The sequence below is a fragment of the Sphingobium sp. TomMM15 genome (assembly GCF_055397045.1).
Genome location: NZ_AP027314.1, coordinates 1,518,677 through 1,532,464, shown reverse-complemented (window position 1 = coordinate 1,532,464; position 13,788 = coordinate 1,518,677). Strand labels below are relative to the sequence as shown.

11 protein-coding genes, 1 tRNA gene and 1 pseudogene are annotated in these 13,788 nt (G+C 60.5%); 5 read left to right on the top strand and 8 right to left on the bottom strand.

Going from position 1 to position 13,788, the window contains the following annotated elements; translation table 11 throughout:
* Positions 1 to 35: 35 nt before the first annotated feature.
* The 3 genes from ACZ51H_RS07725 to ACZ51H_RS07715 are packed head-to-tail and all read left to right on the top strand — an operon-like array spanning position 36 to position 1,449.
* Positions 36 to 266, top strand: a complete 231-nt coding sequence (locus ACZ51H_RS07725) for a helix-turn-helix domain-containing protein (protein WP_464801440.1) — start codon at positions 36 to 38, stop codon at positions 264 to 266.
* Positions 263 to 844 carry a S26 family signal peptidase gene (locus ACZ51H_RS07720; RefSeq protein WP_464801439.1) on the top strand — a complete coding sequence of 194 codons (582 nt, stop codon included), beginning with the start codon at positions 263 to 265 and terminating at the stop codon, positions 842 to 844. The genes ACZ51H_RS07725 and ACZ51H_RS07720 overlap by 4 nt, the downstream gene beginning before the upstream one ends.
* Positions 832 to 1,449: a lytic transglycosylase domain-containing protein gene (locus ACZ51H_RS07715; RefSeq protein WP_464801438.1), complete on the top strand. Its 618-nt coding sequence runs from the start codon at positions 832 to 834 to the stop codon at positions 1,447 to 1,449. Before ACZ51H_RS07720 ends, ACZ51H_RS07715 begins: the two co-directional genes overlap by 13 nt.
* A gap of 238 nt (positions 1,450 to 1,687) precedes the next feature.
* On the opposite strand, the gene ACZ51H_RS07710 is transcribed toward ACZ51H_RS07715, so the two are convergent.
* Positions 1,688 to 1,966 (bottom strand): hypothetical protein, encoded by a 279-nt coding sequence (locus tag ACZ51H_RS07710; RefSeq protein WP_464793569.1) that lies wholly within the window; start codon positions 1,964 to 1,966, stop codon positions 1,688 to 1,690.
* A gap of 320 nt (positions 1,967 to 2,286) precedes the next feature.
* Between ACZ51H_RS07710 and rlxS the strand changes: the two are divergent.
* Positions 2,287 to 4,251: pseudogene (gene rlxS, locus ACZ51H_RS07705) on the top strand (relaxase/mobilization nuclease RlxS).
* Between the two features lie 503 nt (positions 4,252 to 4,754).
* Here rlxS and ACZ51H_RS07700 read toward each other — a convergent pair.
* The 6 genes from ACZ51H_RS07700 to ACZ51H_RS07675 form a co-directional block, all read right to left on the bottom strand.
* Positions 4,755 to 6,326 carry a hypothetical protein gene (locus tag ACZ51H_RS07700; RefSeq protein WP_464801437.1) on the bottom strand — a complete coding sequence of 524 codons (1,572 nt, stop codon included), beginning with the start codon at positions 6,324 to 6,326 and terminating at the stop codon, positions 4,755 to 4,757.
* Positions 6,323 to 8,245, bottom strand: coding sequence for a GtrA family protein (locus ACZ51H_RS07695; protein ID WP_464801436.1), 1,923 nt, complete (start codon positions 8,243 to 8,245; stop codon positions 6,323 to 6,325). Before ACZ51H_RS07695 ends, ACZ51H_RS07700 begins: the two co-directional genes overlap by 4 nt.
* 16 nt (positions 8,246 to 8,261) lie before the next feature.
* On the bottom strand, positions 8,262 to 8,951 hold the full coding sequence (locus tag ACZ51H_RS07690) for a class I SAM-dependent methyltransferase (protein WP_464801435.1): 690 nt from the start codon (positions 8,949 to 8,951) through the stop codon (positions 8,262 to 8,264).
* Entirely contained in the window at positions 8,944 to 9,963 is a 1,020-nt protein-coding gene (locus ACZ51H_RS07685; RefSeq protein ID WP_464801434.1) for a glycosyltransferase family 2 protein, read from the bottom strand. The genes ACZ51H_RS07690 and ACZ51H_RS07685 overlap by 8 nt, the downstream gene beginning before the upstream one ends.
* Positions 9,964 to 10,215: 252 nt before the next feature.
* The gene (locus ACZ51H_RS07680) at positions 10,216 to 11,253 is read right to left on the bottom strand and encodes a tyrosine-type recombinase/integrase (protein WP_464801433.1); all 1,038 of its coding nucleotides are present in this window, start codon (positions 11,251 to 11,253) and stop codon (positions 10,216 to 10,218) included.
* A gap of 546 nt (positions 11,254 to 11,799) precedes the next feature.
* A tRNA-Val gene (locus tag ACZ51H_RS07675) sits at positions 11,800 to 11,874 on the bottom strand.
* Positions 11,875 to 11,999: 125 nt separating this feature from the next.
* Here ACZ51H_RS07675 and ACZ51H_RS07670 point away from each other — a divergent pair.
* Positions 12,000 to 13,334 carry a dicarboxylate/amino acid:cation symporter gene (locus ACZ51H_RS07670; RefSeq protein WP_460986286.1) on the top strand — a complete coding sequence of 445 codons (1,335 nt, stop codon included), beginning with the start codon at positions 12,000 to 12,002 and terminating at the stop codon, positions 13,332 to 13,334.
* 7 nt (positions 13,335 to 13,341) lie between these two features.
* On the opposite strand, the gene cpdR is transcribed toward ACZ51H_RS07670, so the two are convergent.
* Positions 13,342 to 13,719, bottom strand: a complete 378-nt coding sequence (cpdR, locus tag ACZ51H_RS07665) for a cell cycle two-component system response regulator CpdR (RefSeq protein ID WP_449473629.1) — start codon at positions 13,717 to 13,719, stop codon at positions 13,342 to 13,344.
* Between the last annotated feature and the right edge of the window lie 69 nt (positions 13,720 to 13,788).

Here is a 13,788-nt window from a genome sequence, read left to right as displayed (position 1 = left end):
CGCCGTTGTGATCTCGACAGACAGGATAGCGCCCCATGGACACCGACGACGACATTGCCCGCGCGAACCGCGCGAAACGCGGCTCGCCCTTCCTCAACACCGATCAGGCCGCCGCCTATCTCAAGATCTCCAGCCGCCTGCTGAAACGCCTGCGCCGCGACGGCAAGGGGCCGGTTTTCCGCCGCCATTGCCGTTTCGTCCAATATCATATCGATGACCTGGACAGCTGGTCCGCCGAGCATTCGGCGCGGGATCTGGGCGCGTGAGCCGCCGTCGCAGCCCTGCCGCCGATGCGCCGTTGCTCGCCTGGGGCGAGACCTTGCGGACGGAAAAGCGGAGGCACGTTCGATTGCGCGGGCGCATCTTGTGCGTTGGTGCTGGCACTCTCATCCCCCTCCTTTCCGCCGCGCTTCCGTCCACGCCGCGCCTCGTCTGGAATGCGAGCGCCAGCGCGCCGATCGGACTCTACAGGGTAGAACCCGGCGCCGTGGTGGAGCCGGGTGACATGGTCATCGCTCGCGTGCCCAGGCGCTATCGGCTGCTCGGTGCGTCCCGTCGCTACCTCCCGATGAACGTGCCGTTGGTGAAGCGCGCCGTGGCCTATGCGGGCGATAAGGTCTGCGCGCTGGCCGAGGACATCTTTCTCAACGGGCGATGGATTGCGAGCCGCCGCGCAGCTGATGCCGCTGGTCTCCCGATGCCCTGGTGGAGCGGTTGCATGGTGCTGCGGGGACGACAGCTTTTCCTACTGATGGACAGTCCGGCCTCCTTCGACGGCCGCTATTTCGGGCCGACCGATGGCGACGATGTGATCGGGAAGGCGACGCTCCTGTGGCGCCGTTGAAACGCGCCATCATCCTGCTGGCGCTCGCCCTAGCGACGCCTGCCAAAGCTGAATCGGTCGCCACATGGCAGCCTTATATCCGCGAGGCATCGCTGCGGTTCGGCATCCCCACCGTTTGGATCGAGCGGGTCATGCGCGCCGAAAGCGGTGGGCAGACTCGCTGGAACGGCCGACCCATCCGCTCTTCCGCTGGCGCCATAGGTCTCATGCAACTCATGCCTGCAACCTGGACGGAAATGCGCGCCCGGCTCGGGCTCAGCCATGATCCCGACGAGCCCCGCGACAATATCCTGGCTGGCACCTTCTACCTGCGGCTGATGCATGACCGGTTCGGATATCCCGGGCTGTTCGCCGCCTATAATGCCGGGCCGGGGCGCTATGCCGAACATCTTGCGGGCCGCCGTCCGCTGCCGGGCGAGACCATCGGCTATCTCGCAAGCGTGGCGCCGGAGCGGCAGATGGGCGGGGTCAGTGCGACGGCATCACCACCGGTCGAGCCGCTGTTCGCCATACAAAAGGGCGGCGGATTGGCCCCGGCCGCCGCCGTCGGCGCACCATCGCCAAGCCCGATCTTTGTCGCTCTGTCGCAAGGGAAATTGAAGTGATGCCGCATGTCCAGGAGAGGGTGGAGGCTCGTCTCGACAGACCCAGCATGACGGGTGGCGAAGCGCCTATCAAGGCCCGCGGGCGCCCCCCAATTTGCTGCGCAAATCGGTTCCCCCCGCGTCCGCTTCGCGGCGCCGCGCTACGCGCCGCGGCCCTGACAGCCGCCCCGCCACCCGTCCCCCGGACGCCGTTCTCGATGGTGAGGACGAAGTGCAAGGAGGTCATCATGGGCATGGTTCAGGGCATCGGAACGGCGTCGGACAGCGTCGTAGCAACGCTGGTAGCAGGACTTGAAATCGAGCTGGGACGGGTGCGGGAGAAGCACTGGCGCAGCGCTTCCTGGACGCGGAGGAGAGCGATTTCCACTGGGATGGGCGCGGCGAGGAGCGTTGGCTGGGTTCCTATGAGGGCCTTGGCGAGGATGATCTGGAGCTCGACCGGATCGCGATCTGGGGTCGGCTGGATGGCCGCTGGTTCATGGCCATCATCCTCGTGGATGGCGAGGGAATGCCGCATGGAACGATTGCGAAGCGCATTTGCCACAGTCGCGACGCTGCTCGAAAGGCTATGGCTGGTGCGCGCTAAGGACGCATTGGCCGGCGGGGAGAGGCGGCGTCGAACCGGCGCCGTCTCTCCCCTTTTTTCGAGCCGAGGGGGTGTCGAGAGAGGGGGTAAGGGGAAACAAGATAAAGGCAGTGTCTCGCGACCCGGCTTAAGTGTTTGTCTGCACATCCTTTTTTCACGAGATCGTGCCCTGACTTCGAGAGGCAGGACGGGCGGGAACGGCGGAAATCCGCCAGTTTCTGGCCGAATTCGCGAGATGGGGCGGCGTTACCATGTCTGACGACGACCTCACGCCCAGGCTCGGCAGGATGCGGGGCAATGATGGCAAGCGCACCGTCAAATATGGCGGGCGCATCCTCGCGGCGACGCGGCTGGCTGGTAACAAGACAGGCAAAAGGTCGCGGCGCTTTGATGGCAGTCGGATGGGCCGGCGCGCGAGCATGGGACGGCTTCTCGCCAGTCGCGACAGGTTGGGCGGTTTCCGCGGACGCCGCGCGGCGGTGAAGGCGAGCCTCATCCGGCTCGGTGGCAAGGCTGGCCAGGCAGCCCGTGCCCATATGCGCTACATCCAGCGCGACGGCGTCACGCGCGAGGGTTTGCCGGGGGAGCTCTATGGTCCGGCGACCGACCGCGCGGATGGCGACGATTTCCTGAAGCGCACGGCTGGTGATCGCCACCAATTCCGCTTCATAATCTCTGCAGAAGATGGGGCAGAATATCCCGACCTCAAGCCCTATGTCCGGCTGCTCATGACTCAGGTCGAACAGGACCTCGGCACCAAGCTCGACTGGGTCGCGGTTGATCATTTCAACACCGAGCGACCGCACACGCATATCGTGCTGCGCGGCGTCGATGATCGTGGCGATAATCTCATCATCGCGCGCGAATATATTTCACACGGCCTGCGCGAGCGCGCGTCCGAACTGGTGACGCTCGACCTGGGGCCGCGAACCGATCACGAAATCGAAGCCCGCCTGCGCCATGATGTCGAGCAGGAGCGGCTGACCGCGATCGACCGTCGCCTGCTGCGGCGGATGGATGCCGATCGAATCGTATCGCCCGCCGACAACGAGCCTTTCCAGCAATCGGTGGCGGCCGGTCGGCTTCGCAAATTGAAGGCGATGGAACTTGCCGAAGATATCGGCGGCGGGCGCTATCAGCTGGTCGATGGAATGGAGGACACGCTGTGGCGCATGGGAGAGCGCGGCGACATCATCCGCCTCATGCAGCGCGAGTTGACGGCACGCCGCCTTGACCGACCCGGCGTCGAGCGGCTGGTAGCGACAGAGATCCAACAATCCATTATTGGCCGGTTGATCCATAGAGGCTTCTCCGACGAGCATCGCGACCGTCATTATGCGATGCTCGACGGTGTCGATGGCCGGGTCCATTATATAGACCTTGGTCGGGGCGATGGTGTGCCGTCGGTTCCAGAGAATGCGACCGTGCGGATAGAGCCGACAAGGGCGAGCGTGATGCAGGCGGATCGTACCGTCGATGCTGTCGCTCGCGCCAACGGTGGACGCTATTCGGTCGACCTCCATCTGGCGCACGATGCTCGGGCCAGCGAAGCTTATGCCGCGAGCCATGTCCGGCGGCTGGAAGCTATGCGACGGGCCGGGGCCGGGCCGGAGCGATCAGAGGATGGGAGCTGGGTCATTCCCGACGATCACCTCGCCCGCGCCGAGGCCTATGCCCAGCGACAGAAACGTGACCGGCCGGTGGCGGTCTCGATCCTCTCGCGAACACCTGTCGCCGACCTGCGGACAAAGGAGGCGTCGACCTAGCTCGATCGCGAACTGGCATCAGGTACACCGAGCGCGGTCCGCGATGCGGGCTTTGGTCGCGAAGTACGCGATGCAATGTCGGCCAGGCGTCAGTGGCTCATCGAGCAGCAATTGGCCGATCGCGAAGGCCAGGTTTTCCAGTTGCGGCGCGGCGCATTGGAGGCCCTCCGCTTGCGCGAGCTTCGCGATGTTGGCGACAGGCTTGGCAAGGAACTCGGCAAGCGATTTGAGTCGATCAATGTGGGCGAGCGAGTGGAGGGTATCATTGGGCGGCGTTTGGACCTTGAGAATGGGCCGTATGCGGTGGTCGAGCGTGCGCGGGATTTCACGCTGGTACCGTGGCGCGGTATGTTTGAGCGCAATACCGGCAAGACGGCGTCTGGGATCATGCGCACGGACGGTGTTAGCTGGCAATTCCGGCGGGGTCGTTCCGGTCCGTCGATTGACTAAGGCTTGTGGGATTCATCAGGAGTTGATGACGGCCGCGGCGAGGCGGATCATGGCTTCGAATCTATGGTCGGTTTTGCAGACGCGTATGGCGACGCGCTTCTGGTCGAAAATCTTCGGCTGAGGACACCGACGCGCTGCTGGACCAATTATCAGCACTTTAGAAACCCTGGAAACCTTCCCGCACGAGGTGCCGTGGCGAGGAGCTTAAGGCATTGGGGGTTTGGGAGCTTTCGGGCAGATCATTCTGCGGCAGTACTGGCAGATTTATCCCATCTCCAAGACAAGAGCTTTCACCTGATCATCACTGACGGTCGGCCGGACATGCAAACCTCGCTCGACCGTCACCTTATGCCTTATTCGCCATGATGTTGCTAATGTAAGACTCTCTGCGTCGAAAGCCCATTTCTACGCTGAAATCCTCGGCTATCGCCAATGCCAAAAGGCTGGATCGGAGAAACCTCATCGATGGACGAACAGAAATACGAGGGCAGCGCAGAGGATGACTAATTGCGGATTGTCGGCGCGATGGCGTTGCATAGCGTGACGTTGGCTGCCGTTCTTCGCATGATCTGAAAGCCGCCATAAGTGCCATTTGGCATGAAAGCTTTGTCGAGCACGACCTCAAAGGCTATTTTCTCGTGCGGAGAAGGGTTGGTCATAGCCGGGAACACAGTACGATAAAAATTTGGTCGCGTGATTTCGACATGCGATACAATCCATTGTGCGTTCTGCATAACCTCGCGACACGTTTCCTTGTATTGTGCTGGCGTCGAATATTGCGGCAGCAACATGTCAAGACGGGCGGGGTGATGATGCCCGGTCAGGAAAGGCAGCATGGGATCGGCAGGATAGAAGAACACGGTGGCACTCGGAGGAAGCGTCTGCAACCGTTTCAGCAGCGGGAGAATATCGCCGCTGGTCACCACGCCGTAGACGCCCGCCCTTGTTTCCACCTGTGGCGAACTGACACTACGCACCGCTGCGACGATCAGCGAAGGAAGCGGCATGAAGACCGCCACAAGGCCGACCGTTCGCCACAGAGGTTTGCTTTTTTCATGGGGCAGCAGCTGTCCCAGAGCGGCAGCCAGCAGCGGGAGGACCAGTACTGCGCAGAAAGCGATATGCACAGCGTCGGGTCGAGGAAAACATCCTCCAAACCCGGCAGCGGCAAACAGCAGGAGAGTGGGCCAGGGCTGCTGAAGTAAACAGGCAGCTCCCTTCCTCCAGACCAGAAGCAATAATAATAATGCGGCAAGCGGGAAGGTCAGCACCCCGAATATCATCTGCACGTTCATGAAGGCGCCGTAGGGCAGGGCTTGAATATTCGAATAATGGTTCAGAGCATAAAGGACGACCTGATCGAAAGCCGCCATCATCGTCCCTTGCCACCAAAGGTAGCCCAGCGCTGATAGTGAAAGCGCCAAACCGCTGGAGATGTAGACGGCCAGCGATCTCACTGACCGGGTCGACAGGATCGACACCAGCCCGGCCACAGCGATCATTCCGCCACGATGCGTCGTTACCAGTGCGGCCGCACACGCGGCAAATCCCGCCACGGTCAAACGAGTGGCCTTTCCGTCGGCCCATAGGATCGTCCAAAGGGTCAGAATGGAAAACAGGCTGGTGAACCAGTGATGATTGACCTGCATCCACGGCCCCGGCACCGACACCGACCAGGCCAGCACCAACATGGCGGACAAGCCGGGTCGGTTTGACACCATTCGGCAGCAGCTATAGCCAAGCCCGGCGATCAGCGCGATCACCAGTACCATGAGCAACCTTGCTGCCAGCAGCGTCTGCCCGAAAAGAGTCAGCCAACCAGTCGTGATGAGGAATCCCAGCGGCGGATGGAACTCGAAAAAGTCACGATATAATATCTGGCCGCCAATCATGCGCTGGGCGGCGTGAAGCCATATACCTTCATCTGCGAGCAACCAGATCGATCGCGTGAAAGGTATGCACAGTAGGGCGGTTGTGACCATGATGAGCAACCCGGCATAGCGCTCCAGTAGCTGCATGAAGAATTTCGACCGTCGGTGGTGCGAGGCCGGATCAATGCTGAGGGAGGAGATCATGAGGTCGCCTGGATGAATGTTGGGCATTCAGGCCTGTGAGGTATCGGATCGGGAGGAGTGATCCGCCGATAGACATGAAGGGAAGGGGTTGGACTCGCTTCGCGATAATTTCGTACGAGATAAGAGCGGATGGCCGGACTGCGCAGGAAGAACCCGCGCACATCGAATGAGGGGGGCTGATAAATATAGTTGCGGCGCCGTTCGAACAGGATCAGCGTGGGCGAAGAGCAGCTTATTTCCATCGCGGCTTCGGACCGCACCTTCTCTGCCATTATCTGCAACGGCCGTGGATTGGGACCGATCACCTCCGCATGGGCGATTGCGGGTATCATCCAGTAGGCATAGAGGCGCGACGGCCAGGCAAGGGCATGATCCTCAATAATCGGCCAGCCCCACATGGGATCTGCTGCAGCTATGAAAACCGGGCTGCCCTTCGGCGTATTGGCTAGGATCGGATCTATTTCGGTGCGAAAGAAATTAAGATACGGGCCGGTCTTGAACGGCAACAAGATTGGCAGTGAGAGCATCGCCAGTCCTATGCTGATCGGTATCAAGCGCCGCATGTCCGCCGACATCAGTCGCAAGCCCATTGCGAGGGCGGCGGCGCCTGTAACCGGCACGCTGTGGTAAAGCCATCCCTTTCGCTGCAAAAAGTAGGCAACCGCAAATCCGATCGCCAGAATTAGCAAGGTGGACACCAGCGGCTTGGCCGTCTCGCCGAAAGCTCCGCCGTAGGTCAGGAAAAAGGCAAGGATGGCGACCCAGATCACAACCCAAGGCCGTATCAGCATCATGTCCCAGGACGTTTCGAAACCATGATAGGCCGTCCGGACCATTGGCACGGCACGGGTCAGGAAGTCAGGCGCGAATACGAGGACAGCCACCCCGTAAAGCAGTGCGCCTGCTGCCAATGCGAGGGTTTCTGGACGCACCGCACTCCATTGCCGGCGGACAACGGTAATCAGCCAGACTTCCAACATGACCGGGATAACGGCAAAATAATGCTTCAGCGCAAAGCCATAGGCTGCGCCCATTCCTACCAGCAGCGCTAAGAGAGCTGGAATCGCACTTCCCGCCGATCGACGAGCGATCAAGGCGGCGTATGGAAGAGTTAAGATCAGCGCGATTTGTTCGCGCTGGCCGAAGTCGTAAAGCGGCGTGATCACCGTCAGCCAGAAGGCAAGGAGCATCGTCGCCAATCGCGTAATCGGTGATGAAAGATTTGCCAGATGCGCCACGAGCAAAGCGGACGTCGCGCCGGCTCCGACAATCGCAGTGACTAGCAGCCGCAGCGGCGGCACATGAAACCAATGTGCCAAATTATGGATCGGTACAGCCGACCAAAACCAGAGCGGCGGATTGATTTCCCATATATCCCGGTACAGCACCGCACCATTGGCTATCTGGCGGGCGATCCAAAATTGCCAGACCACATCATGGGTGATCGGAATGTCGTGCAGCAGGATCAACGTGACAATAGCCGTCGCCCACAATGCGATATCCGGCAGGCGATGTGTTGCAACGCCAACGGCTCGCCTCCAGCGCTCAGCCGCGTCGCCCCCAAACACCAGAAGGCGTGATAGAACGTAGAATAGCGCTGAGTAGAGCGTTATCCCGATCAGATGTACGACCGGCTCGTCGATCCATCCCGCCATGCGAAAGGCGCCGACGACCAGGAGGTTCGCGGCGTAGGCTTGGACGGCCACGGCGCCGAACCGCGCCAGTTCGGTGGCTGACATCGGTTCGCGCACGGCGAATGTCCAGTAGCGATTTGCCACGAACGAAAGGACAAGGCCGAAACCATAGCCCAACGCATTGGCTGCGTAGTCGCCAAGCCCGAGGGCCAAGGCGGATAAAATGATGGAAAAACCAAAAGCGGTGTTGAGCAGCCCTACCAGGCCAAATTTGATGATTGTCATAAGTGGGCGAGCGCGCTCAGGAAGCCATCAGCGAATATTGAGCGCCGATCGGCAACCATGTTAACGAACGTTCCAACGGCCGTAACGCAGCCAGCGGGCCTGGAAAGAAGATCCGGTAATTCGTGCGCACACGATCGAAACCGGCATGCAACAGACGTCGCTTCATCTCGGGCGCGCTGATCAGCACCGCATTTTCATCGAACGGGCAATTGGCGACTGCATATCGGGTGAGGGGGTTCCATGGATTATGTTCGAACAGCATGAACGTTCCGTCAGGAGACAGATGCTGGCGAATCTGCCCCAGCAAGCCCGCATGCAGATTTTCGGGGATGTGGTGGAAGACGCAGGCGGTGAAGACCAAGTCGAACGAACCCATGGCGGCCGGCATATGCTGGCCATCATAGACATGGAAGCTGACCCGATCCGACAATTGTTCACGGCATAGGTCCAGCGAGCGTTCCGAGACATCGAGGCAGCTGATGTGTGCATCCGGGAAGGCTTGCCGCAAGGGCTTCAACGAATTGCCGATGCCTGCCCCGAAATCCAAAATCCTCTTGATCGTGAGGCCACTCTGCTCGACCGCTCGACGCGCATCGGCGATCTTATACTCTGCGAAAAAGCCAACATCCTCCCCACTGAGCCGGATGGAACGGGCATGTTGCGCGGTATAGTCGGTTGCGACCAGATCGAACTCTGCTTCAGCCATGCATGGCTCGCTTGATCTTCGCAGTCATCTCGTGTGCTGGGCTTCTTTCCGCAGACGCTGTTGGTCTCGCTTGGACTTCCTGCACAATGAACAGCGGTCGGTGTTTGGATTCCATGTACATGCGGCCAAGATATTCGCCGAATATACCCAGCATCAGCAACTGAATGCTGCCGAGGATCAGGACGATGCTGGCAATGCTCGCCCATCCGGTCAGCGTGTCGCCCATAGCATAGGATATCAAGACCCAGCCAAGCATGAGCATACCTAACAGACCGGCAGCCAGCCCAAGATGTGCCGCCATGCGCAGCGGCAATGTCGAGAAGCTCGTTATCGCGTCCAGCGCGAAGGAGAGCATTTTTCGAAGGGGATAATGGCTCTCCCCGGCGAAGCGCGCCTCCCGTTCATAAGGTAGCGCTGCCTGTCGGAACCCTATCCAGCTGACCATGCCGCGCACAAAACGATACCGTTCCGGCATGGCGTTCAGATGGTCCACGACGCGGCGGCTCATAACGCGGAAATCGCCCGTGTCGCGTGGCACAGGTACGTCGACCATCCGATCGAGCAGCCGATAAAAGAGTTTTGCCGACGCTCTTTTGAACATCGTTTCTCCGGCACGTCTCAGACGCTGCCCATAAACGACATCGTAACCCTCTTCCATTTTTGCAAGCAACGCGGGCAGCAACTCGGGAGGGTCCTGCAGATCTGCATCCATGACCATCACCCTGTCACCCCGGCAAATCTGGAGACCGGCGCTGAGCGCAATTTGATGACCGTAATTGCGCGCCAGATTCACGCCCACAACCTGAGGTAATTTCTCGGTTAGATCGGTGATGATGGCCCAGGTCCGATCGCGCGAACCATCATTGACGAGGACGATTTCGTAATCGCCGGATGCGGCGCTATGGCAGACCGCCGATACCCGATCGACCAGCGCCGTCAGGCTCTCTTCCTCGTTGAAGCAGGGCACGACGATGGAGATCGCCGGTACTGTATCACAATGTTGCTGATCCATGCCGCTTCCCACCCTCATAGGAATTTCCCATAACAACGCCCAATTTACAAATCGTAAAGAACGTTCGGTAACCAACGATGGGCAAGGTTGGGGCGGAGTGGCAACGGAATGCTGGTAGCCGACTGTAATAAATGACTTATTGTGATAGGATGTTGGCACTTTATCCGACCCTGCTCAGTGCGATTGTTCATACTGGTATCTGGGCCTGAAATGGATCGGCAATCGCTGTCGCCCGGTTAAATTCGTTCGAAATCAGTCCATCTCGTTGATCGCCGCCCGCGTGTAATCCACGCCCACGCTCGCATAGCGCTGGACCATCCGCAGTGACTTCCAGCCGCCCATGTTCATGATGGTGATAAGGTCTATCCCGGCCATCACGCAGTGGGACGCCCAATGGTGGCGCCAGTCATGGACGGTGAAATCCTCGATCCCCGCGCGCGTGCAGGCGGTCGCATGCTGGTTCCTGATCGGGTTGCCACCGGGGATCTTCGCCTTGCGCGTGTCCGAATAAGGTTTGCCAAACCGGTTGAGGAAGACATGGCCATTTGTCGGCTGTCCTCGTTTTTCCCAGATCGGCCAGAGCACATCGAACACGCGGGAATGCATCGGCACCGACTTGATGACCGCGTTCTTGCTGTGGTTGAGCCGGATCGATCTCTCTTTCATATCGACCCCATCGACGCCCCACGGGATCTGCAATGCCGTCTGGATCCTCGGACCCTGGAAAGCCAGCATGGTGATGATTGGCTGGATGTGAGGGGAATAGGCGGCGATCAGCCGATCGCGATCCTCCTTGCTGAGGAAGCGCACCCGCTCATTGTTGAACGGGATCGCCTTGATCCGGAGCGGTGGAAGGTCATGCAGATCGTGATGGACGTTTATCGCCGCCTGGAAAACCGAGCGATAGCGGTCCTGACCGCCCGGGTCATGGCCGGTCAGGTAAGCCCGGCGAAAATGCTCCCACGCCTGCTTCGGCTCGCGCAGGCTGAAGTCGCCGATGATGCCATTCAGTTTGCCGATGCGCAGGATGTCGGACGCGCAAGGAGGCTTGGCTTTTGACAGATAGCTGTTGAAGGCATCGGCGATGGTTCCCTGGGCGACGAGCGCTGCGGGACCGAACATGAGCTGGTGGCGCAGCTTCGTTTCATGTTCTGCCATCAGATGGGCGGCCGCATCGCGATCGGTTGTTCTTAGGCTGAACTCCTGGACCTCGATATGCTTGTCGCCAAGCGAAACCGAGCCTCGGATGTAGTATATGCCTTTCTTCCCACGGGTACGGATTGAGAGCATGTGATCTTTTCCAGTCGCATGTGATTTTGCGCCTTCCCCGCACGGATTTTATCCGCATTCCTGAACGTGGGGCACGCCATGTTTCGTGAAGGTCTGGCGCATTCCGGTGCATGCACGGCGGTGGCTATGCCGGGCTGGTGCAGAGTGTCGCGAGACCCGAAGGGGCTTGTGTCTGTTTCGGGGGATCGCGGGCTCTATGGGGGGCGGAGGCGGCGTGTCGTCTTTTGCTTGCTGACGAGATTGCCTGCTCTGCCGTGGCGCAGCACCGTTTTTCTGCCGCAAGATGCGGCTCACGCGCGAATGGGGTGACGACCTGTCCGTGGGTCGACGATGGGGCATCATGAGGCTTTGCGAGACCATGTCGGCGAGGCGCTAGCGAATCGGAATCTCGCTGGGTTCGCCCGGCATTTTCATGCCCAGAATTTGCCCAAAGAGGCGTCGATATGCCCAAAATTTGCCCAAAAATCTCTTGGGCAATGCGGGGGAGGCGACCTCCATCAGGCAAACAAAAACCCCGCCAAATCGTTGATTTGACGGGGTTTTCGATGGTGGGCGTGGCAAGGATTGAACTTGCGACCCCTGCGATGTCAACACAGTGCTCTACCACTGAGCTACACGCCCACGGGAGTTGGGCCAATAGCGGGGGGTGGTGGGGTGTGCAAGCGCGAAATTCGCTTAAAAGCTAATTCTCTGGACAGAGGGAGCGCAGCCCATATTGTGCGGGGAAAACAGGGGGCGCCGTCGGCATGAACGACATCCACAACGCAGCGGGCGGAGCGACGATGCCACTGCCCTTTTACCGGCAGCTTTACGTGCAGGTGCTCGCCGCCATCGCGATCGGGGTCCTGATCGGCCATTTCTTCCCGCAGACCGGCGTTGCGCTCCAGCCGCTCGGCGACGCCTTCATCAAGCTGGTGAAGATGATCATCGCGCCGGTCATCTTCCTCACCATCGTGACCGGCATCGCGGGCATGAAGGAATTGGGCGCGATCGGGCGGGTGGCGGCAAAGGCATTTGCTTACTTCCTCATCTTTTCCACCCTTGCGCTGATAGTCGGGCTGATCGTCGCCAATGTCGTGCATCCGGGCGCGGGGCTGAACATCGACCCGACGACGCTCGACGCGGGCAAGGTCGCGGAATATCAGCAGCAGGCGCATGACCGGTCACTCATCGGCTTCCTCATGGACATCATCCCCGCCACGCTGATCTCGGCCGTCGCGGATGGCCACAACATCCTTCAGGTGCTGTTCGTGGCCATATTGTTCGGCATCGCCCTGACCCTGATTGGTGAGAGGGCGGACCCGCTCATGCAGGTCCTGGAATCCGCCAGCCACGCCATTTTCAAGCTGGTGTCGATCCTGATGAAGGCAGCCCCCGTCGGCGCGCTCGGCGCCATGGCCTTCACCATCGGCAAATATGGCGTGGGGGCGCTGGCGAACCTCGTGGAATTGGTCGCGACCTTCTACCTCACATCCTTGTTGTTCGTGCTGGTCGTGCTGGGCCTCGTCGCCAAGCTGATCGGCTTCAACATCCTGCATCTCATCCGCTACCTGAAAGCGGAACTGCTGCTCGTCCTCGGCACATCTTCATCGGAAGCTGCGCTGCCCAGTCTCATCGAGAAAATGGAGCGGGCAGGGTGCCGCAAGTCCGTCGTCGGGCTGGTGGTGCCGACGGGGTACAGCTTCAACCTCGACGGCACGAACATCTATATGACGCTGGCGGCGCTGTTCATAGCGCAAGCGACCAACGTCCATTTGAGCATCGGCGACCAGATCCTGCTGCTGCTGGTCGCCATGCTGTCCAGCAAGGGCGCGGCGGGCGTCACGGGCGCGGGCTTCATCACGCTCGCTGCCACGCTCTCGATCGTCCCGTCCGTGCCGGTCGCAGGCATGACCCTGATCCTCGGCGTCGACCGTTTCATGAGCGAATGCCGCAGCCTCACCAACTTCGTCGGCAATGCGGTCGCGACGGTGGTCGTATCGGCGTGGGAGAGGGGGCTCGACCGCGAGCGTTTCGCCGCCGCCATGGCGGGCAAGCCGCTGCCCCCGACCCCCGACATGGAAGAAGTCGTCCCCGGCTAAGCGGCTTTCAGTTCAGCTCGCTCATGCTGGTGCTGCCGAAAAGCCGGTCGATCTCCAGCACCAGGTCGCGCAGGTGGAAGGGCTTGGACAGCACCTTCGCCTGCGGCACCGCTTTTCCAGCCTTCAACGTCACGGCGGCAAAGCCCGTGATGAACATGATCCGCATATCGGGCGCGACCGTGGCCGCATGCTGGGCCAGCTCGATGCCATCCATCTCGGGCATGACGATGTCGGTCAGCAACAGGTCGAAATGATCGTCGTCGATATGCGGCACGGCCTGCGCGCCGGTGGCGACCGCCACCACCTCATATCCCGACCGCTCCAGCGCGCGGGCGAGGTAGACGCGCATGCTGTCATCATCCTCGGCCAGCAAAATTCGAACCATCGCTTGGATCAATCTCGTCTCTGGCCGGTGTCGGCCGATCTCGTGCGGCACCCCTCGCGGGTGGCGCTG